At 68.9% G+C, this 18,702-nt stretch carries 19 protein-coding genes, 3 tRNA genes and 3 pseudogenes; 9 read left to right on the top strand and 16 right to left on the bottom strand.

Features of this window, described 5'->3' with window-relative positions; genetic code table 11:
* Positions 1 to 132 (bottom strand): annotated as a pseudogene (locus F3J10_RS36030) (phosphohydrolase); the annotation flags it as partial.
* Between the two features lie 280 nt (positions 133 to 412).
* Between F3J10_RS36030 and F3J10_RS26880 the strand changes: the two are divergent.
* Positions 413 to 1,078, top strand: a complete 666-nt coding sequence (locus F3J10_RS26880) for a pyridoxamine 5'-phosphate oxidase family protein (RefSeq protein WP_025101994.1) — start codon at positions 413 to 415, stop codon at positions 1,076 to 1,078.
* Between the two features lie 154 nt (positions 1,079 to 1,232).
* On the opposite strand, the gene F3J10_RS26885 is transcribed toward F3J10_RS26880, so the two are convergent.
* Both F3J10_RS26885 and F3J10_RS26890 read right to left on the bottom strand, forming a co-directional pair.
* Positions 1,233 to 2,294, bottom strand: a complete 1,062-nt coding sequence (locus tag F3J10_RS26885; protein ID WP_240155720.1) for a hypothetical protein — start codon at positions 2,292 to 2,294, stop codon at positions 1,233 to 1,235.
* A 209-nt stretch (positions 2,295 to 2,503) separates the two neighbouring features.
* The gene (locus F3J10_RS26890; protein WP_025101996.1) at positions 2,504 to 2,761 is read right to left on the bottom strand and encodes a hypothetical protein; all 258 of its coding nucleotides are present in this window, start codon (positions 2,759 to 2,761) and stop codon (positions 2,504 to 2,506) included.
* Between the two features lie 64 nt (positions 2,762 to 2,825).
* Between F3J10_RS26890 and F3J10_RS26895 the strand changes: the two genes are divergently transcribed.
* Both F3J10_RS26895 and F3J10_RS26900 read left to right on the top strand, forming a co-directional pair.
* The gene (locus F3J10_RS26895) at positions 2,826 to 3,227 is read left to right on the top strand and encodes a hypothetical protein (protein WP_167243393.1); all 402 of its coding nucleotides are present in this window, start codon (positions 2,826 to 2,828) and stop codon (positions 3,225 to 3,227) included.
* 96 nt (positions 3,228 to 3,323) lie between these two features.
* On the top strand, positions 3,324 to 3,968 hold the full coding sequence (locus F3J10_RS26900) for a hypothetical protein (protein WP_167243394.1): 645 nt from the start codon (positions 3,324 to 3,326) through the stop codon (positions 3,966 to 3,968).
* A gap of 150 nt (positions 3,969 to 4,118) precedes the next feature.
* Here F3J10_RS26900 and F3J10_RS26905 read toward each other — a convergent pair whose 3' ends face one another.
* Positions 4,119 to 4,877, bottom strand: coding sequence for a TerC family protein (locus tag F3J10_RS26905; protein ID WP_025101998.1), 759 nt, complete (start codon positions 4,875 to 4,877; stop codon positions 4,119 to 4,121).
* Between the two features lie 139 nt (positions 4,878 to 5,016).
* Between F3J10_RS26905 and F3J10_RS26910 the strand changes: the two genes are divergently transcribed.
* The 3 genes from F3J10_RS26910 to F3J10_RS26920 all read left to right on the top strand — a co-directional run bounded on the left by F3J10_RS26910 (position 5,017) and on the right by F3J10_RS26920 (position 6,765).
* On the top strand, positions 5,017 to 5,904 hold the full coding sequence (locus tag F3J10_RS26910) for a LysR family transcriptional regulator (RefSeq protein ID WP_105826844.1): 888 nt from the start codon (positions 5,017 to 5,019) through the stop codon (positions 5,902 to 5,904).
* Between the two features lie 231 nt (positions 5,905 to 6,135).
* Positions 6,136 to 6,414, top strand: coding sequence for an AbrB/MazE/SpoVT family DNA-binding domain-containing protein (locus tag F3J10_RS26915; RefSeq protein ID WP_080757479.1), 279 nt, complete (start codon positions 6,136 to 6,138; stop codon positions 6,412 to 6,414).
* A 12-nt stretch (positions 6,415 to 6,426) separates the two neighbouring features.
* Positions 6,427 to 6,765 (top strand): type II toxin-antitoxin system PemK/MazF family toxin, encoded by a 339-nt coding sequence (locus F3J10_RS26920; protein WP_166916072.1) that lies wholly within the window; start codon positions 6,427 to 6,429, stop codon positions 6,763 to 6,765.
* A gap of 60 nt (positions 6,766 to 6,825) precedes the next feature.
* Here F3J10_RS26920 and F3J10_RS26925 read toward each other — a convergent pair whose 3' ends face one another.
* From F3J10_RS26925 to F3J10_RS26960, 8 genes are all read right to left on the bottom strand, one after another.
* On the bottom strand, positions 6,826 to 7,353 hold the full coding sequence (locus F3J10_RS26925; RefSeq protein WP_036036752.1) for a flavin reductase: 528 nt from the start codon (positions 7,351 to 7,353) through the stop codon (positions 6,826 to 6,828).
* Between the two features lie 168 nt (positions 7,354 to 7,521).
* Positions 7,522 to 8,454, bottom strand: a complete 933-nt coding sequence (locus tag F3J10_RS26930; protein ID WP_126241539.1) for an AEC family transporter — start codon at positions 8,452 to 8,454, stop codon at positions 7,522 to 7,524.
* Positions 8,455 to 8,591: 137 nt separating this feature from the next.
* The gene (locus tag F3J10_RS26935) at positions 8,592 to 9,476 is read right to left on the bottom strand and encodes a LysR family transcriptional regulator (RefSeq protein ID WP_025102002.1); all 885 of its coding nucleotides are present in this window, start codon (positions 9,474 to 9,476) and stop codon (positions 8,592 to 8,594) included.
* A gap of 161 nt (positions 9,477 to 9,637) precedes the next feature.
* A complete protein-coding gene (locus tag F3J10_RS26940; RefSeq protein WP_025102003.1) occupies positions 9,638 to 10,879 on the bottom strand; it encodes an MFS transporter in 1,242 nt (413 codons plus the stop codon).
* A gap of 201 nt (positions 10,880 to 11,080) precedes the next feature.
* A tRNA-Val gene (locus F3J10_RS26945) sits at positions 11,081 to 11,157 on the bottom strand.
* A 103-nt stretch (positions 11,158 to 11,260) separates the two neighbouring features.
* A tRNA-Val gene (locus F3J10_RS26950) sits at positions 11,261 to 11,337 on the bottom strand.
* A 151-nt stretch (positions 11,338 to 11,488) separates the two neighbouring features.
* Positions 11,489 to 11,565: transfer RNA gene (locus F3J10_RS26955), tRNA-Val, on the bottom strand.
* 73 nt (positions 11,566 to 11,638) lie between these two features.
* Positions 11,639 to 12,598: a LysR family transcriptional regulator gene (locus F3J10_RS26960; protein WP_166916074.1), complete on the bottom strand. Its 960-nt coding sequence runs from the start codon at positions 12,596 to 12,598 to the stop codon at positions 11,639 to 11,641.
* A 149-nt stretch (positions 12,599 to 12,747) separates the two neighbouring features.
* Between F3J10_RS26960 and F3J10_RS26965 the strand changes: the two genes are divergently transcribed.
* Complete coding sequence (locus F3J10_RS26965; protein WP_167243395.1) at positions 12,748 to 13,473, top strand: pirin family protein; 726 nt, start codon at positions 12,748 to 12,750, stop codon at positions 13,471 to 13,473.
* Between the two features lie 174 nt (positions 13,474 to 13,647).
* Positions 13,648 to 14,097, top strand: coding sequence for a DoxX family protein (locus F3J10_RS26970; RefSeq protein ID WP_096751584.1), 450 nt, complete (start codon positions 13,648 to 13,650; stop codon positions 14,095 to 14,097).
* Positions 14,098 to 14,188: 91 nt separating this feature from the next.
* Here the strand turns inward: F3J10_RS26970 and F3J10_RS26975 are convergent.
* A pseudogene (locus F3J10_RS26975) lies at positions 14,189 to 14,477 on the bottom strand (hypothetical protein); the annotation flags it as partial.
* Between the two features lie 56 nt (positions 14,478 to 14,533).
* On the bottom strand, positions 14,534 to 15,985 hold the full coding sequence (locus F3J10_RS26980) for a PLP-dependent aminotransferase family protein (RefSeq protein WP_345791235.1): 1,452 nt from the start codon (positions 15,983 to 15,985) through the stop codon (positions 14,534 to 14,536).
* Between the two features lie 119 nt (positions 15,986 to 16,104).
* Between F3J10_RS26980 and F3J10_RS26985 the strand changes: the two genes are divergently transcribed.
* Entirely contained in the window at positions 16,105 to 16,890 is a 786-nt protein-coding gene (locus tag F3J10_RS26985) for a sulfite exporter TauE/SafE family protein (RefSeq protein WP_167233581.1), read from the top strand.
* A 51-nt stretch (positions 16,891 to 16,941) separates the two neighbouring features.
* Here the strand turns inward: F3J10_RS26985 and F3J10_RS26990 are convergent, their stop codons facing one another.
* The gene (locus F3J10_RS26990) at positions 16,942 to 18,216 is read right to left on the bottom strand and encodes an isoprenylcysteine carboxylmethyltransferase family protein (RefSeq protein ID WP_025102257.1); all 1,275 of its coding nucleotides are present in this window, start codon (positions 18,214 to 18,216) and stop codon (positions 16,942 to 16,944) included.
* 189 nt (positions 18,217 to 18,405) lie between these two features.
* A pseudogene (locus F3J10_RS26995) lies at positions 18,406 to 18,702 on the bottom strand (hypothetical protein); the annotation flags it as partial.

Consider the following 18,702-nt stretch of genomic DNA (forward strand, 5'->3'; position numbering starts at 1 on the left):
CGCCTCGCGCTCGTGCTCGTGGTACTCGTGGTAGGTCAGGCCCAGCACGTCCATCTCGACGCCGGCCGTCACCAGCGCGATCACCGGATGCATGTGCTGCGGAATGCCGGGCGTGGTGTGCAGCGCGGTGTTGCGGGCGATGCCGAGCAGCTCGGCCAGCGTGCGCGAGGAGGGCAGGGCCGTGTCGGCATCGAGCCGACCTTGCAGGATCGCCTCGCGCAGGCAGGCGTAGAGGCGATGCTGGCGTGGCTGGCGCGCTTCGTCGGCGCTGCCGGCGGGCTCGAGGAAGGCGGCGAACAGGACGCGGAAATCCATCGTGGCTCCAAGAATCGATGATCGGCTGGATCTAGGAATGGTGCCATGGTTTGCGTATCGTCCGGTGCTTTCCATCCCGTCATTCCGGAGCCAGGCCATGAACGAAGCCCCCGCCAGGGATCTCCCCAGCTCGGAGCGCACCCGCGTGCGCCGTGTCGCGCAGCGCGCCCATTACGATCGCGCCACGCTGGAGGCGATCGTCGACGCGGCCCATGTCTGCCATGTCGCGTTCGCCGACGAGCAGGGCGTGCACTGCATTCCCACCGCCTGCTGGCGCGACGGCGATCATCTCTACATCCATGGTTCGAACGGCAGCCGGATGCTGAGGCTGGCCGCGGCCGGCGCGCAGGTCTGCGTGAGCATCACGCATCTCGACGGCCTGGTGCTGGCGCGCTCGGCCTTCAATCATTCGATGAACTATCGCTCGGCGATGATCTACGGCTGCTTCGAAGTCGTGCCCGAAGCGCGCAAGGGTGCCGTGCTCGACGTATTCCTGGAACAGCTCGCGCCGGGGCGCAGCCGCGAGGCGCGCCCCGGCAATGCCAAGGAGCTGGCGGCGACCACGGTGCTGCGGATCGGCTTCGACGAGGTAGCGACCAAGGTTCGCCAAGGCGGCCCGAAGGACGACGAGGACGATCTCGGCTTGCCGGTCTGGGCCGGCGTGCTGCCGCTGGGCGTGGCGCGCGGGGCGCCGATCGTCGAGGCGGCGCCCGATGGCACGCCCGCTTATGTGCGCGACTGGGAGCGCGTCGTTCTCGCCTGAGCACGGGCGCGGCGCTGGGTTGCCAGCGCTTCGGCGCCTGCCGAATCAGCCTCGGCAGCGCTGGACCCGCCCTCGTCGGCGAGTGACGCTTCAGCCGGTCGTGAGAGGGGGCAAGCGGCCTTCAGTCGGCCTTTGGTCGGCCTTTAGTTGGCCTTCAGTCGGCAGTATCCCCGCCCTTCGGCAGCTTCGACCAGGCGGCGCGCCCCGGCAGCGGCGACCAGGCCGGGCGCGCCGCCTTCGCCGTGTCGATCACCACCAGGTAGCGGCCCGCGTCCGGCGTCGGCTCGCGCGGCTGGTCGCGCAGGATCCACGGCGCCTCGCCCTCGCTCGCGCGCGTCTCGTAGTCGGCATCGAGGATGCCGCGATGGTCGAGGAAGGCATTGAGCGAGCCGGGAATCCGCACGCAGCCCTTCGAGTGGCGGATGCCGAGCAGCGGCTCGAGCTTGTCGGGATCGGTGGAATGCATCTGGAAGCGCATCGGCGAGGTGCCGCCCTTGCCCCAGCCGCGCTGGCCGTCCACCCAGCCGAAATCGAAGATGCGCCGGCCGGCCGCGCCATAGCCGCGGATCTTGTTCTCGTTCTCGGTTCCCTCGGCGCGGAAATCCATGTTGACGGGCGAGTGCTCGAACACGCCGGTGGGCGTGACGAAGTGGTCGTATTGGCCCGGCAGCCCGGTGCCGACGGGCGAGGCGCCGATCAACTGCCACTCGTTGCCGGGCGTGGTGCGGAAGTAGACGAACAGCGCCTGGACATTGCGCGCGCGGTCGACCAGCACCACGTATTCGCCGGCCAGCTCGCCGTGGCCCTTGGCGGCCAGCGCCTGCTGCAGCCGCGTCGCGTATTCGCGCTGGGCCGCGGCCGGCACCGTCAGGCGCCGCGTGACTTCGCGCGCGTAGGTATCGCGCATCGCCAGCGCGCGCCGGGTGATCGCCAGGGCCTCGTCGGCGTTCTTCGGCGCGGGATGGAACACGGGCGGGGGGAGTTCGGCGGGGACCTCGGGCGCTTCGGCGGCAGAGGCCGACGAGGCGGCCGAAGCGCTGGCGCCGGAGGTTGCCGAAGCGGCGGACGCCGTGGAAGCCGAAGCCGCGTCAGCGTGTGACGACGGTTTGGCCGCGGCAGGCTCTGCCGCCTTGCCGGCCGTAGCCTGCGCTGCGGAAGCGGGCGCTTGCGCCGGAGCGTCGGCGGCCAGCACCGGCGCGGGCAGGGTGCCGAGCATGGCGAATGCCGCGCAAGCCAGGCAGGCGATCGCACGCCCGCGATGAGGAGCGGGGTGCCATGACGACGGGGCGTCGAATTGTTCTGGCATCAGGGGGCCTCGTGTCAACAACGATGACGGTGAGGCATGGCTGGCCCGAATTCGTTCGGCCGGGGTTGTGACGACTTGTAAGCGGGGTCGGAGCGCAGGAGTTCAGGCGGCGAAGCGGTTCAGCCGAGATCCTCGTCGATTTCCTTGCGCTCGCGGCGCTCCTCGTTGCCGCGCCGGGCGCGCAGGCGCTGGCGGGAGAGCACCGAGATCACCTCGCCGGTGCTGGCGCCGGCCGGGATTTCGTTGCGGATCACCTTGGCGACCAGCGGCAGGCCGGCCCGCTGTCGTTTCAGCGCGCGGGCGATCGCACCCCGGCACGCCGGGCCGTGGCATTCCCATTCGTCGCGGATTCGTTCGCAGTAGCGGCATTTTTCCATCCACAGAGTCTAACCGGAATCGACCTTGCGCTCGGGGCGGGCCGCAGCGGCCCGGAGCGGGGCGATGGGCATCGGTGAGGCTCGCGGTCGTCAGTTACCCGAAGCAAGTTGGTTGCATGCGGGACTGGTTCGCCCGGATCTGCGGGGCGGCGGCGAGCGGAACGTGCAGCCTCGATTGCGAGCGAAAACGTGCACGATGGCCATCATTGCTGTCGCATCGTGGACACGCTTCGCGCCCGCCCTCGACGGCCCCTGGAACGGCTGGTTTGCAAAGCAGCAAACCTGCTGCATCGATGCCGTCGATGGCACGCGATGCAATCCGAAGGCCGATGTTGCGACGCGAAATGATCAACTGCCGAATCAGGAATTTCGTGCTGTTTCGCCAGCCGGATTTGATTCCTATGACGAAAAAATTATCGGGCCCATCAGGGTGAATACCTACATAAAAGCGCTGATAGCGGTATAGTAGGCGCGCTCGCCGGCGCCTCCCCAGCGCCGGCCGAAATTCCGGCGGGCTGCGCCGCCATCCGTGATTTCACCCTGGACGATGCAAGAAACCCTGTTGCTCATTGCCGCGTCGATCGGCGTCGCGATCATCGCGATCGGCGCCGGCGTCTGGTTCGCCGGACGCCAGGCAAGACGGAATCCCTATGCCCGTCACGCGCTGGTGCGCGAGGCCGTGCCCGCCGAGCGTCGCGCGGATACCGATCCGGTCGCGTCCCATCTCGCTTCTCGCCTGGTTTCTCCCGCCGTGGCCGGTTTCGTGCCGCCCGTTGCCGACGCCGCCGCCAAGGGGCGCCAGGCGGCCGATGGCGCGACCGCGCTGGGCTCGGCGGCCCGCGACGCGCAGGCCGCCGCCAAGGCCGCGGTTCGCGAAGCGCGCGAGGCCGATGCCGACGCGGTCGATCTCGAGCATCGCGCCGCGCAGGCGGTGCGCAACGCGCGCCCGAACGTATCGGGCTCCGAAGCATTGGCGCTGCGCCTGCAGGACCGTGCCCGGCGTGCGCGCCGCTACGCGACGCTGGCGTCGCAATGGGCCGCCGATGCGCGCAACTACGCCGAGCTGGCGATCGGCGAGCCGACCGGCTCGCATGCGGCGCTCGCGATCGAGCGCGCGATGCAGGCAGCCGGCGCGCATCGCGAGACGCAGCGGCTCGCCACCCAGCGCCGCGGCCGCGTGCGCGGCCTGCAGACCGCCGAGCGCTGAGGCGCGGGGCGTCGTCGTCGAGTTTCCGCGCCGCCCGTCTCCATCTTCTTCCCCTTTCCTGCTGTCGATCCGCTCGCGCGTTGCACGCGTCGAGCCGAGCGGATCGCGGTGGGCGCAGCGACCGGCTGCGCCGCCCTGGCCGCTCGAGCCTCAGTGCCCGCCTTCGGCCTGCCCGCGCTTCGCCTTGGCACGCCGCGACAGCATGTTCATCCCCTCCACGAAGGCCGAGAAGGCCATCGCCGCGTAGATGTAGCCCTTGGGCACGTGGCTGCCGAAGCCTTCGGCGATCAGCGTCATGCCGATCACCACCAGGAAGCTCAGGGCCAGCATCACGATGGTCGGGTTGCGGTCGATGAAGCGCGACAGCGGGCCGGCCGCGACCAGCATCACCGTGACGGCGGCGATCACCGCGATGAACATGATGGCGACGTGCTCGGTCATGCCGATCGCGGTCACGATGCTGTCGATCGAGAACACGATGTCGAGCACCAGGATCTGGCCGATCGCCGCGACCGGCGTCAGCATCGCGGCGGCCACCCCGCCCGCCGCGCCGGCCTGCTCGCCCGGCGCCACGTGATGGTGGATCTCCTTGGTCGCCTTCCAGACCAGGAACAGGCCGCCCGAGATCAGGATCATGTCGCGCCAGGAGAAGGCGTGGTCGAACAGCGTGAAGGCCGGCTGGGTGAGCCGCGCGATCCAGGCCACCGTGCCCAGCAGCGCGAGCCGCAGGAACAGCGCCAGGCCGATGCCGATGCGCTGGGTGCGTGCGCGCTGCGCCTCGGGCAGCTTGTTGCTGAGGATCGAGATGAAGATCAGGTTGTCGATGCCGAGCACGATCTCCATCGCGACGAGCGTCACGAGGGCGGCCCAGACGGCGGGGTCGGCGGCGAGGGTCAGCAGGTGGTCCATGGCGGTCGGGTTCCGGAATCCATTGGTGGGCTGGTGTCGAGGCTTGTTATGATCGGCGATCGTCGGCTTCGGGAAAATCATCTCGAAACTGATCTCAACATCGGTTTTTCCGAAATTTGCCACGACCGCTGGAGCCATCATGCTGAATTTTCGACATTTGTACTACTACTGGGTGGTCGTGAAGGAGGGCGGCTTCGCGCGCGCCGCCGAGCGGCTCGACATGGCGGTGCAGACCATCAGCGCGCAGGTGCGCGAGCTCGAGCGCGCGCTCGGCCATCCGCTGCTGAAAGCGGCCGGGCGCGGCGTGACCATGACCGAGGCCGGCCAGGCGGCCTTCGCGCGTGCCGACGAGATGTTCCGGATCGGCGCGCATATCGCCGACGACGTGCGCGCGGCGGCCAGCGGCGAGCTGGCGCGGCTCGCGGTGGGGCTGACCGATGGCGTGTCGAAGCTGGCCGCGCACGCGGTGCTGGAGCCCGCGCTCGACACGCCGTCGCTGCGGCTGCGCTGCCACGAGGGCGAGCTCGACGACCTGCTGGCCGAACTGGCGCTGCACCGGCTCGACCTGGTGCTGGCCAGCCAGCCGGCGCCGCCGCATCCCACCCTGCGCCTGACGAGCGAGCGGCTGGTGGCTTCGGCGGTGGATTGGTACGGGCCGGCCAGCCTCGTCACGCGGGCCGCGCGCGAGCGGTTTCCCGATTGCCTCGCCAGCTTGCCGGTGCTGCTGCCGACCGCGCATTCACCCTTGCGCGCGCAACTGGAGCGCAGCTTCGAGGCGAGCGGGATCCGGCCGCGTATCGCCGGCGAATTCGAGGACAGCGCCTTGCTGGCGGTGTTCGGCGCGCGCGGGCTGGGGGTGTTTCCGCTGAGCGAGGCGGGTGCCGGCGACGCGGCCATGCTGCGCGGCCTGCGCCGGCTCGGGCGGGCCGATGGGGTGGTGGACGAGATCTACGCGATCCGTTCGCGGCGCGGCGAGCATCATCCGTTGGTGGAGCGGGTGATGCTCGGGGCAGAGTCGAGCCGCTGATATCGCGACAAGTTTTCCTGGACCCGGGAATTTGCTTTTGTATTTGACATGTCACAAGTAGGTGTCGTGACGTATCAACTACGTTGACACATCTTGCTCGGTTTTCTACACTTTTCGTGTATCGACGTGTTGATACGTGTGCGAACGACGGATCATGAAAGCCAGGAGCCGAGGTGCAAGAGCATGTCGTGCGATGTTCGGTCCGTCTCGCTTTTCCAGGGGGATTGAGTGATGGCTGTTCAAACGCTGAAGCGCTGGGGTAATAGTCTCGCGGTTCGAATTCCGGCCAATGTCGCACAGGAAGTGAAATTCACCGAAGGGCAGGAGGTCGATGTGCAGGTCGTTGATGGCAATTTGCAAATACGAGCGCATGGCGCAATCAAGCGTTTTTCCCGCGAGCGGTATCTACAGCAACTTCGTGAGGCGAAGCTTGCCCCGCACCCCCATGTCGAGTTTGGCGAGCCTCAGGGCGATGAGTTTGGTGGTCCGGACGATCCGGCGCGCCGCTGAAGGGGGGCCACGATGCTTGATGGAATTCCGGAAGCGGGAGATGTGATTCGTTTGTATATCGGGCCGAGTAAAGGTAACGAACAGGATGGATATCGAGCGGTCGTTGTTCTGACGGCCCTGGATATCAATGAGTTGACCGGACGTATAGTCGGTCTGCCCATTACCTCGACGATCCGGGGCTGGGATTCGGAAATACCTCTCTCGAGCCTCGCTCGGCCCGGCGTGGCACTTGTCGATCAGATCGTCAATCTGTCGTTCAGGACACGTGGTTTCACATGCGACGGGGAGCGGGCCACGGACGAGGAAATGCAGGCGATTCGATTCGCTGTCCGCAGTTTTCTCGACCTGTAGATCGAAGCGGCGCCCATTCTCCTCATCCTTATCCGAATGGGCCTGGCCGCTCGGCCATCTTCAAGCCTCCACCATCCCACCCACCCGATGAAACGCGCGGCCGAAGTAGATCAGCCCGTCCGTATCGCCGCGCACGCGGATCGCCGTGGCCTCGACGAACACCACCGTGTGCGAGCCCACCTCCTTCATCTCCACGATGGTCCCCTGCACGCTGGCCAGCGCGTCGCGAAGCACCGGCACGCCGTCCTGGCCTTCGTCCCAGGCGGCCAGGCCGAAGCGCTCGTCCATCGGCATCCTGGTCAGTCCTGCGAAATGACGCGCCAGCGGCTCGTGCTCGCCGGGCAGTACGTTCACGCATAGCGAGCGGTTGCCGGTGAGCGTGGCGTGGGTGCTGCTCGAACGGTTCAGGCAGATCAGCAGGGTGGGCGGCGCGTCGGTGACCGAGCAGACCGCGCTCGCCGTCACGCCGCAGCGGCCGTGCGGGCCCGCCGTCGTGATCAGGTTGACGGCGGCGCCGAGATGCGCCATCGCGTGGCGGAACAACTGGCGCGCGTCCTCGTCGGCGGCTGCGCGCGTTGGGTCGGTCATGGACACTCCTGGAGCGGACGACATGGCGAAAGCCGCGGCCGCTCATGGGACAGGGCGGCCGGATTCGCTCGATAGTCCCGCAGTGTCGCCCGTCCGGCGGAAAAAGTCAGGGTAACCCCTTGCTTGCCGGGGTTTTCGACCGCGCCGCCGAGCTTTGCTCGCGCCGCATCAGGCGCCGTGCGCGAGGCTCGCCAGCGAGACCAGCATGACCGGCATGGCGACCATCGCGAGCAGCGTCTGCATGGCCGTGATGCCGGCCATCAACGGCGCGTCGCCGCCGAGCTGGCGCGCCATGATGTAGGACGAGGAGGAGGTCGGCAGGGCCTGGAACAGCAGCGCGACCGTCATGACGGCCTCGCCGAGCCCGAGCGCGCGGCCGGCCGCGAAGGTCAGCAGCGGCATGGCGAGGAACTTGAAGAGCGAGGCGACCAGCATCGGCTGCAGCCAGGCGCGGGTCGCGCCGAAGCGCAGCGCGGCGCCGACGCAGAGCAGGCCGAGCGGCATCGAGGCGGCGCCGAGCGCGCGCACCGCCGGCTCGATCGCGGCGGGCACGGCGATGCCGCCGGCCTGCATCGCGCCGCCGATCGCGCAGCCCACCACCAGCGGGTTGGTCAGCACCTGGCGCAGCGCCGCGGCCGGCCCGAGCCGCGTCTGGCCGTAACGCGCGAAGACCAGCACGCAGAACAGGTTGACGGTGGGCACGATCACCGCCACGCAGACCGCCGACAGCGCGATGCCCTGCCGGCCTAGCAGGCCGGCCGCCACGGCGGTGCCCACGTAGTTGTTGAAGCGCACCGCGCCCTGGAACACCGAGGTGAAGCCCGCGCCGTCGACCCTCACCCAGCGGCGCATCAGCAGCAGCGCGACGGCGGCGGCCAGCGTGGCGCCGATCAGCGCGGCGGCCAGCGGCAGGATCGGCAGGGCGCCGAGCTGCGCGGTGGCCAGGCCGTGCGCGAACAGGGCCGGTAGCAGTACGTAGTAACAGAGCCGCTCGGCCGGCGGCCAGAACGCGTCGGCGATGAAGCCGGTGCGCTTGAGGGCGTGGCCGAGCGCCACCAGCAGCGCCACCGGCAGCAGCGCGAGCACGATCGCGCCGCTCATGCCGGAACCCCGGTCGAGACGGCGCGACGCGCGCGATGGCGAGGGAGGATCGAAGACATGGCAGCTTGCGCGGTAGTGAGGATGCCCTCAAGTTAAGCACGCGCAACCACGAGAAATGATGGTGATTTCTCGGGCGATCAATGAGAAAACCTCATGGATGAGGCGATCAGCTCGGCGGCCAGCGCCTGCGCGAAACGCTGCGCCGGGCGCGAGCGGTGTTCGAGCAGGACCACCGCGCTGCGCAACTGCGGCTGCCCGAAGGGCAGGCGCACTACCGGCGGCAGCCGCGCCAGCACCGAGTCGTGCAGCGCCACCACGCCGGCGCCCAGGCCGCGCGAGGCCATGTGGACGATGGTCTCGGTGCTGTCGAGCACCATCTCCTCGCGCACTTTGATGCCCATCCGGCGCAGCTCGGCGGCGATCTCGCGGCCGGCCCAGGCCTGCGCGTCGAAGCGGATGAAGGGCAGCGCCTCGAGCAGCTCGCGCACGCTCCAGCCCTCGTGGCGCGGCGGCGCGACCAGCCAGTAGCGGTGCTCGTAGAGCGTCTGCCAGACCAGCCCGGAAGGATGCGGGCGCACCGGGTGGGTGGTGACGGCCGCGTCGAGCTCGCCGCCGGCGACGCGCTGCGCCAGTGCCAGCGACAGGCCCGCGGCGACATGCACGCGCAGCGAGGGATGCGCGACCCGCAGCGACAGCAGCGCATCGGGCATCGGCCCCGACAACGCGGTCTGGATCGCGCCGACGCGCAGCCGCCCGACCAGTTGCTTCTCGTCGCTGAGCGCGTCGGGGATGCCGTCCACCATCGCCAGGATCTGCTCGGCCTGGGCCAGCACGATGCGGCCCGCCTCGGTCAGCGTGGGCTGGCGGCGCGAGCGATCGAACAACTGCACGCTGAATTCGGTTTCGAGCGCCTTCACGTGCAGGCTCACGGCCGATTGCGTGAGGCCGATCGCGTCGCCGGCGCGCGCGAAGGTGCCGTGGCGGGCGATGGCGACGAGGGTGCGGAAGGCGCGTATCGACATGGGCGGCGATCATCGGGACGAGGCGCGTCGTGAGCCGCGGCGCGATGGCGGGGCGGCGCGAGCGGGCGCGGGTTGCCGCCCTGGCGGGCGGCCGTGTCGAGCGATGATGCCTGCGGCGGGCGCCGGCGGCAACCGCTGCCGGCGAGGCTTGCCGAGCGCGCCTACTTGCGCTCGGCCTCGAGCGAGCGCATGGTGCGCAGCGAGGGGAACAGCCGCATCCACAGCAGGGCCACCGCGATGGTGCAGGCGCCGCCGATCAGCACCGCCGGCTGCGCGCCCCACCAGCCCGCGGTGATGCCCGATTCGAATTCGCCGAGCTGGTTCGAGGTGCCGATGAACAGCGCATTGACGGCGCTCACGCGGCCCAGCATCTCGTCGGGCGTGCGCAACTGCACCAGCGAGGAGCGCACCACCACGCTGATCACGTCGGCCGCGCCGAGCGTGGCCAGCGCCAGCAGCGACAGCGGCAGCCAGGTCGACAGGCCGAACACCAGGGTGGCCAGGCCGAACACGATCACGCCGAGGAACATCGCCATGCCGGGGCGCTTGCGCATCGGGAAGCGCGCGAACCACAGCGTGCCGGCCAGCGCGCCGATCGCCGGCGCCGAGCGCAGCAGCCCGAGCCCCCAGGGCCCGGTGTGCAGGAAGTCGCGCGCATAGATCGGCAGCAGCGAGACCGCGCCGCCGAACAGCACCGCGAACAGGTCGAGCGAGAGCGCGCCGAGGATGGCCGGTTCGCGACGGATGAAGGCGATGCCCGAGAACACCGATTCGAGCGTGACGGGTGCGCGCGCAACGGGTTTGCTGCTCAGCTTGAGCGAGCCCATCAGGCAGGCCGCGCAGCCGAAGCAGACGATCCCGAGCAGGTAGACCACCTGCGGCCCCAGCCCATACAGCACGCCGCCGGCCGCCGGGCCGATGATCAGCGCGGTCTGGGTCGCCGAGGTCGACAGCGCGGTGGCGCGCGGCAGCTCGGCGCGCGGTACCACGGCCGGCAGCAGCGAGGCCACGGTGGGGTTCTCGAAGGCGCGCGCGGCGCCCAGGCAGGCCGCCAGCGCGTAGATCGCCGGCGCGTTGAGCCAGCCGCCGAGCGTGCCGGCCAGGAATACCGCCGAGGCGAGCGCCAGCAGCGACTGGCAGACGGCCACCACGCGGCGCCGGTCGTAGCGGTCGGCGACATGGCCGGCCACCAGGGTCAGCACGAACATCGGCAGGAACTGCGCGAGCCCGACCAGGCCCAGCGCGTAGGCGCTCTGGGTCAGCGTGTAGATGTGCCAGCCGATCGCCACCGAGAGCATCTGGAACGAGATCGACGACAGCACGCGCGCGCTCCAGAAGCGCTGGAAGGTGGAAGGGCGGGAGACGGCGGGAGAAGGGCCGGACGAATCGGAAGGCGCGGGCATGGGCGATGGGCGGTCGGCGTGGTGCGAGGGCGGCCGCTGCGGCGGCGCGTCGAAAAACGGCAAGTGTAGATGAGTTCGCGCGCGCCTGCGGAATCGGCGCGGCGACGGCCGCGTGCGGGGCCGGCGCTGAAATGACGATGGACGGTCAAGCGGGCCCGCGTTCGAGAGAAGCGCGGCGCTTGCCGTCCATGTCGGATGCGTTGGTAGGCTCGATTGGATTCGAACCAACGACCCCCACCATGTCAAGGTGGTGCTCTAACCAACTGAGCTACGAGCCTGTGTGCCTTGCGTGATGCGCGGCGGTGCTGCCTGGGTGGCCAGCCGGGAGGCGCGGGCATGTTCGCTTGAACACGCGGCGCCTGCCGTCCATGCCGGATGCGTTGGTAGGCTCGATTGGATTCGAACCAACGACCCCCACCATGTCAAGGTGGTGCTCTAACCAACTGAGCTACGAGCCTGTGTGCCCCGCGTGATGCGCGGCGATACTGCCTGGGTTGCTGCCTGCTGCCATGGCGATCCGTGACGAGCGGAGCGCCGAAAAGACAATGGACGGCTAGCGTGTCCCGCGTTCACCTGGAGCGCGGCGCTTGCCGTCCATGTTGGATGCGTTGGTAGGCTCGATTGGATTCGAACCAACGACCCCCACCATGTCAAGGTGGTGCTCTAACCAACTGAGCTACGAGCCTGCGAGGCGCGAATTATAGAGAGGCTCGCCCGATGTTGCAAGCGCCGGATCGCGTCCTGCCTCGCCGGCATGTTTCAGCGTTTGCGCCTGGTCGATGCGGCGCCGGCGGTGGCCTTGGCCTTGGCCGGTAACGCCGCCGAGGGCGCGGCCTCGAGCGAGGCCACCAGCCGTTCCTCCAGGAACGCGAACAAGGTGCGGATTGCCGTCGATCCCTGCCGGTGCTGCGGATACACCGCGCTGAGCCGCAGCGGCGGCGTGGCATGCGCGGCGAGGATCGTCACCAGCGTGCCGTTCGCGATCGCCGGGCCGACGATGAATTGCGGCAGCAGCGCGACGCCGAGCCCGGCGATCGCCGCATCGCGCACCACGTCGCCGTTGTTGGCGATCAGCGGCCCCTGCACGGCATAGGCGCGCCGCCCTTCCGGCGTTTCGAATTCCCAGCCGTCGCGGCTCTCCTGTCCATAGAGCAGGCAGGCATGGCGATGCAGCTCGGCCGGCGCGGCCGGCTCGCCATGCGATCGCCGATAGGCGGGGCTGCAGCAGGCGATCATGCGCAGCGTGCCGAGTGTGCGCGCCACCAGCGTCGAATCGGCCAGTTGCCCGATCCGCAGCGCCAGGTCGAAACCCTCGCCGATCAGGTCGACGCGGCGGTCGCTCAACTCCACCTCGAGCCGCACCGCCGGATGCGCGGCCAGGAATTCGGCCAGCAGCGGCGACAGGTGGCTCATGCCGAACGACATCGGCGCGCTGATCTTCAGCGAGCCGTGCAGCTCGGTGCGGCGCGCCGACATCGCCTCCTCGGCCTGCGCGACCTCGGCCAGGATGCGCTGCGCATGGAGGTAGAAGGCCTGCCCCGATTCGGTGACGGCCAGCTTGCGCGTGTTGCGGTTCAGCAGGCGCACGTGCAGCGCGGCCTCGAGCGCGGCCATGCGCCGGCTGACGAACTGTTTCGACAGCAGCAGCTTGTCGGCGGCGCCGGTGAAGCTGCCGGCGTCCACCGTGGCGAGGAAGATGCGCAGGTCGTCGAGTTGCATGGCAGGGGCGGTTCCCGGTCGATTGTCCACTAAAACAGGACGATGATTATCTCACATGCGATTTATCTATCAGGATGGTTGACCTAAGATTCATCCCATCGATCGACGCCGCACCGCAGTGGCGCGGCGCGATCCACCGGAGAACCATCATGATCGAAGTCAGAAACGCAGACGCCCGCGGCCGTGCCGAACATGGCTGGCTCAGCTCCCGCCACAGCTTCTCGTTCGCGAACTACTACGACCCGCAGCAGGTCGGCTTCTCGGACCTGCTGGTGATCAACGACGATCGCGTCGCCCCGGGCCGTGGTTTCGGCACGCATCCGCACCGCGACATGGAGATCATGTCCTACGTGCTGGAAGGCGCGCTCGAACACAAGGACTCGATGGGCACCGGCTCGGTGATCGTGCCCGGCGACGTGCAACTGATGAGCGCCGGCACCGGCGTGGCGCACAGCGAGTTCAACCACTCGAAGGACGAGCGGGTGCACTTCCTGCAGATCTGGGTCGGCCCGGCGGAGAAGGGCGCGCAGCCGCGCTACCAGCAGGCCAACATCCCCGCCGGGGAGAAGCGCGGCAAGCTGCGCCTGGTGGTCTCGCCCGACGGCGCGCAGGGCTCGCTGGCGATTCGCCAGGACACGCGGATCTACGCCGGGCTGTTCGACGGCGAGGAAAGCGCCAGCATCACGCTGCCGGCCGATCGTTTTGCCTACGTGCACATCGCCCGCGGCAGCGTCGAGCTGAACGGCCGCCGGCTCGGCGAGGGCGACGGCGCGCGGATTCGGGCCGAGCAGGCGCTGAGCTTCGCCAATGGCCAGGATGCCGAGGTGCTGGTGTTCGACCTGCGTCCCGTCGAGGTGACGGCCGACTGGGCCTGAGCGACGCCTAGACGGTGCCGGCCGCGCGTCCCGCGAGGCGCGCGGCCGGCACCCGCCCGATCGCACATCATCCCGTTGTTGATTTGCATGACTTATCAGTCGATGATGAACCAGCGCGCGTGCCGCCCGGCGGTTCGCGCGTCCTGGCCGCCGGCGTGGTGCCGGTCATCGTCGATCTCAGGATTTCAATATTTCACAAGGATCTCGACCATGCGTTACCTCTCTCTCGACAAGCAAAGGGACGGCGTGCTGCTGGTGGCACGCGTGCTGATGATGGTGTTGTTCGTGATGTTCGGCTGGCAGAAGCTGATGGGCTTCTCCGGCACGGTGGCCTACATGGGCTCGACCGGCGTGCCCGCGCCGATGCTGGCGGCGGTGATCGCGGTGGTGATGGAGCTGGTGGCCGGGCTGCTGATCGTGGTCGGCTTCTACACGCGGCCGGTGGCGCTGCTGCTGGCGCTCTACACGCTCGGCACCGCCTTCGTCGGCCATCACTACTGGACCATGACGGGCGCCGAACAGTACGTCAACCTGATCAATTTCTACAAGAACATCAGCATCGTGGGCGGCCTGCTGGTGCTGGCCGTCTCGGGCCCGGGGCGGTTCTCGATCGACCGTCATTGAGGCGCCGAGGGTTCGTCAAGGCAAAACGCCCGCTCGATGGACGAGCGGGCGTTTTTTCTGCCTGCCTGCGTGCGGCGTGGCCGGGTCCGATTCAGCGGGCCGCCGCTGCGTCGACCGTCGGCGCCCTGCGCACCTCGGACAGGTAGATCAGGATCAGCGAGACCCAGACGATGCCGTACAGGAACATGAAGCAGGTGGTGCGCACCGCTCGCGGCAGCGAGTCCGATAGTGAGACGCCGGCTTCGAAGGCCGAGGCGGCCACCTGGGTCATGCCGTATTCGCCGGTCAGGTATGCCGGGATCCACAGCGACAGCGCGGTGAAGCCGTCGAAGATGATCGAGGGGACTGGCGAGCCGCCAGACGCGCGGACCCCGCCGGAGGACCGTCGCCGCGAGCCGGATGACGAGGCGGGCTGGTCCGGCTGGGCAGCCGGCCTTCACTCGGTCGAATCGAAATCGTCGTCGGCGCCTTGCAGCAGGGTCGCCAGCGTGCTCAGCCCGAGCTCGAGCTGATCGAGCGCTGGTGCCGCCAACGCGAGCCTGACGGCGTTCGGCGCATGGCCCGGCGCGACCGCGAAGGTACTCGAGGGCGTGAGCCCGATGTCACGTCGCGCGGCGGCGGCGATCAGCGTCTGCGAGCGCCATTGCGCCGGTAGCGTCAACCACAGGTGATAGCTGTTGCCGTTGGCCTGGATATCGAAGCCGCCCAGCCGCTCGGCGGCCAGCCGCTGACGTACTTGCGCATCGACCCGCTTGCGCCGGGCCAGTTCCGCGACGGTGCCATCGCTCATCAGGCGCCGTGCGGCGGCGAAGGCGTAGCCGCTCGCGGTCCAGCCGCCGGAACGCACCGAGGCCATCACCGTTTCGCGCAGCCGCGGCGGCACCACCACGAAACCGAGCGTCAGGCCCGGCGCGATTTTCTTCGACAGGCTGTCGATCACGATGCAGCGATCCGGCGCAAGCACGGCCAGCGGTGGCGCGTCGTCGAGGAAACCATAGACGTGATCCTCGATGACGGGAATGTCGAGCTTCTCGACCACGCGCAGCAGGTCGGCGCGGCGCGCCGCGCTCATGGTCATGCCGAGCGGATTGTGGATCGCCGGCTGGATGTAGATGGCCGACAGGCCGCCATCTCGATGCGCCTTATGTACGGCATCGGGCAACACGCCTTCGCGGTCCATCGCGAGCGGGACCAGCGACATGCCGAGCCGCGCGGCAATGCCCTTGATGAATGGGTAGGTCAGGGCTTCCACGCCGCAGCGCCCACCCGCCGGTACCACGGCGGTGACCGCGGCGGCGATGCCCTGCCGACCGTTGCCGGTGAACACGAAGTGCTCGGCGTTCGGGCGCCATCCGTCGCGCGACAGGCAGGCGGCAGCCGCGGCGCGAACTTCCGCGGTACCGATGCTGGTTGCCGGGCGCAAGGCGAGTTCGAGTTCGGCTGGCGTTTCGAGGCCGCTCAGGCTGCGCGCGATCAATGCCGGCTGCTCGGCCAGCAGCGGATAGTTGAACTCGAGGTCGATGCGCACGCCGCGTGGCTCGCCCGGCGCGCCGACGCCACGCCGTGACTGGCCCGAGACGAAGGTACCGCGTCCGACCTCGCCGACCACCAGCGCGCGGCGCAGGAGTTCGGCATAAACCCGGCTCGCGGTGGAGGCCGCGATGCCGCGTTGGTCGGCGAAGTCACGTTGGGGCGGCAGGCGGTCACCGGGTTTGAGGGTGCCGTCGGCGATCTCGGCGGCGATGGCGTCAGCCAGCTTCAGGTATTCGGATTTCGACATGATTGCACCGAGAGCAATGTTTTGATTGCGCTGAGTTTTGCATCGGATCATTCTAAGCGCATTGCCCGATTGTATCGGGAGCCGTCCTGGAGCTGCATCATGCTGCACGTTTGTCCGATTCCTATTCATGCCGTCGTCGCGATCGCGACTCGATCGCGCCCCTCGCGCGACCCGATCGCCGGTGCCGTCGCGGCGGACCGAGAAGGCTGCTTTTCCGCGAGGCGATCATGATGGCCTCGGCCGCCTCGGCGGGCCTGGAACTGACGCTGACGACGATCGTGATCGCCTTCGTCGGCGTGTTCCTGATTTCGTTCATGAAAGGGGCCTTCGGCGGGGGATTCGCGATCGTCGGCATTCCTCTGTTGTCCTTCGTCATGGACCCGGTCACGGCCGGCGGCCTACTGGCGCCGCTGTTCATCGCGATGGACTTGTTCGCGCTGCGTTACTGGAAGCCCTCGACCTGGTCCAAGCCGGACCTCGCGCTGCTGCTGCCGGGGCTGGTGGTCGGCATTGCCGGTGGCTTCCTGTCGTTTCGCCTGCTCGACCATCGCGCGATCGAGATCATGATGGCCGTCGTCACGCTGGGTTTCGTCGGGCTGTGGTTCATGACGGGCGCGCGGCCGTCGCCGCGGCCGCGTTCTCGGCTCAAGGCGGTCTCGGCCGGCTTGGCATCGGGGATTACCACCATGGTGGCTCACTCGGGCGGACCGCCGCTGGCGATGTACCTGCTGCCGCTCGGCCTGAGCAAGGAGGTCTATGCGGGGACCACCAGCCTGTTCTTCACCGTCGGCAACGCGGCCAAGGCCGTGCCATGGCTCTGGTTGGTGAAGCCGGGTGCCGGCGTCTGGCTGCTGATGGGGATTTGCCTGTTCGCGATACCTGCGGGCGTGGTGGCGGGCTGGCGGCTGCACGGCGCGCTCGATCAGGTCAGGATCTACCGCGCCTGCTACGGCCTGCTGGTGGTGACGGCGCTCAAGCTGCTGTGGGATGGCGTATCGGGCTACTTGGCATGAGCGGGAGCCGGCGGCGTCGGGCGGGCAAGGCGCATTGCCCGCCCCGGGCGTTCAACCCTGCCCGAACACCTGCCGGATTCTCGCGAACAAGCCGTGCTGCGCGATCCACGCGGCGTAGGCGCGATACTCGGGATCGCGCATCAGGTGGCGTTCCTCGGTCCTGGCCCGCATGAAGTAGATGCCGTTGACGGCCAGCAGCGCCGCGCAGTGCGCGAGCGCGACCTGCCAGCCCAGCGCGCCGACGAAGGGCACCGAGATCATCCAGTACGACAGGTTCTTGGTCAGGTAGGCCGGGTGCTTGGTGAAGCGATACGGGCCCGAGGTGATGATGCCGCGGTTGGTCAGGTTCGAGAAACGCAGGCCGAACGAGATCGTCGAGAGCGCGTAGCAGAGCACCAGGGCGATGATCACCGCGCCCCACAGGCACTGGATCAGCGGCACGCCGGCCAGCCAGTTGTCCCAGAACAGCGTGCCCTCGTAGCGGATATAGCGATCCGAGATCAGCGACCAGAACGGCTGGTAGCAGACCAGCGCGACCAGCCAGCCGAGCGCGGTGGGCTCGACGGTGCGCACGTGGCTGTCGAGGATCCGGAAGGTACAGAGATAACCGACCGAGCCGAACAGCAGGTCCATGGTGAAGGCCAGCTCGTACAGGAAGCGGAAGGTCGCCAGCGAGTAGGGCGCGCTCTGCAGGGCCGTCAGCGAGGCGGTCAGGTGGTCGGCGTTGCTCGATACGTAGACGAACATCAGCGGCAGGAAGAAGGCCTTCACACCCCAGCCCGCCAGCATCTCGCGCACGCTCGACCAGCTTTCCGGCTTCTGCCCGCGGAACACGAAGCGCGCCCAGCACAGGTAGGCGTCGTCGACCTCGCGCTGGCGCGCGTCCATCCAGGCGAAGTAGAGCGGCGCGCCGACCGCGAAGTACGGCGCGAGCATCGCGCAGAGGCTCCAGAACGGCTTGTAGAAGTCGCCGTGGTATTCGGGCAGCAGCCAGTAGATGAAGGCGATGCCGGCGTAGATCGAGCCGAGTCCGGCCAGCCGCATCGCCACGCGCGCGAAGCTCATCGGGCGTACCGCCTCGGCGGCGAGGCCGGCGCTGGGGCGCAGGTAGGCGCGCGCCACGAACAGCTCGTAGCTGGCCACCACCACGATGATCGCGAAGCAGGCCGCGAAGCCGCGGCCGGCGCCGCTCAGCAGGCTGCCGTCGCGCGAGAACCACAGCACGGCCAGCGCCGCGGCGATGCCGGCCAGGCCGACCGTGAAGGGGGTGGCGGAACGGGGTGGCCGGGCCCCGACGTCGGAGAGACTATCGATGGTCGAGTTCATGTCATTCCTCGTGTGATGACATCTTGTGATCGGTCGGCCGGGCTGTTGGAGTATAGGTGCCCGGCCGCCGTATTTCCGCTGCTTGTTGCGTGTTGCTTGTTGCTGCCTGCCGCCGTGTATCGATTCCTGCCGCCACGGCGCGCGGCCTGGATGCCGGCGGCGGATGTTCCCGCCGCCGGTTTTGCCGCCTTACTTCTTGCCGCCGCCGAGCAGGCCGCCGAGCAGGTTGGTCACCGGCGAAAGCAGGCCCGCCGAGGTGCCGCCGGAGGCGGTGCTCGAACCGGACAGCGAACCCGTCACGCCGTTGGCCGCGCCCGACACGGCGCCGGTCACGGAGCCGGTCGCGTTGGCGACCGTGCCCACCGCGCCCGACACGGTGCCGGTCACGCCGGCGGCCGCGCCGTTCGAGCCGATCGAACCCTGCGCGCCGCCCGCCAGGCCGCCGGTCAGGCCGCCCACCAGGTTGGTGACGGGCGCGAGCAGGCC

This window comes from Burkholderia sp. Cy-637 (assembly GCF_011753175.1).
Lineage (GTDB): Bacteria > Pseudomonadota > Gammaproteobacteria > Burkholderiales > Burkholderiaceae > Burkholderia > Burkholderia gladioli.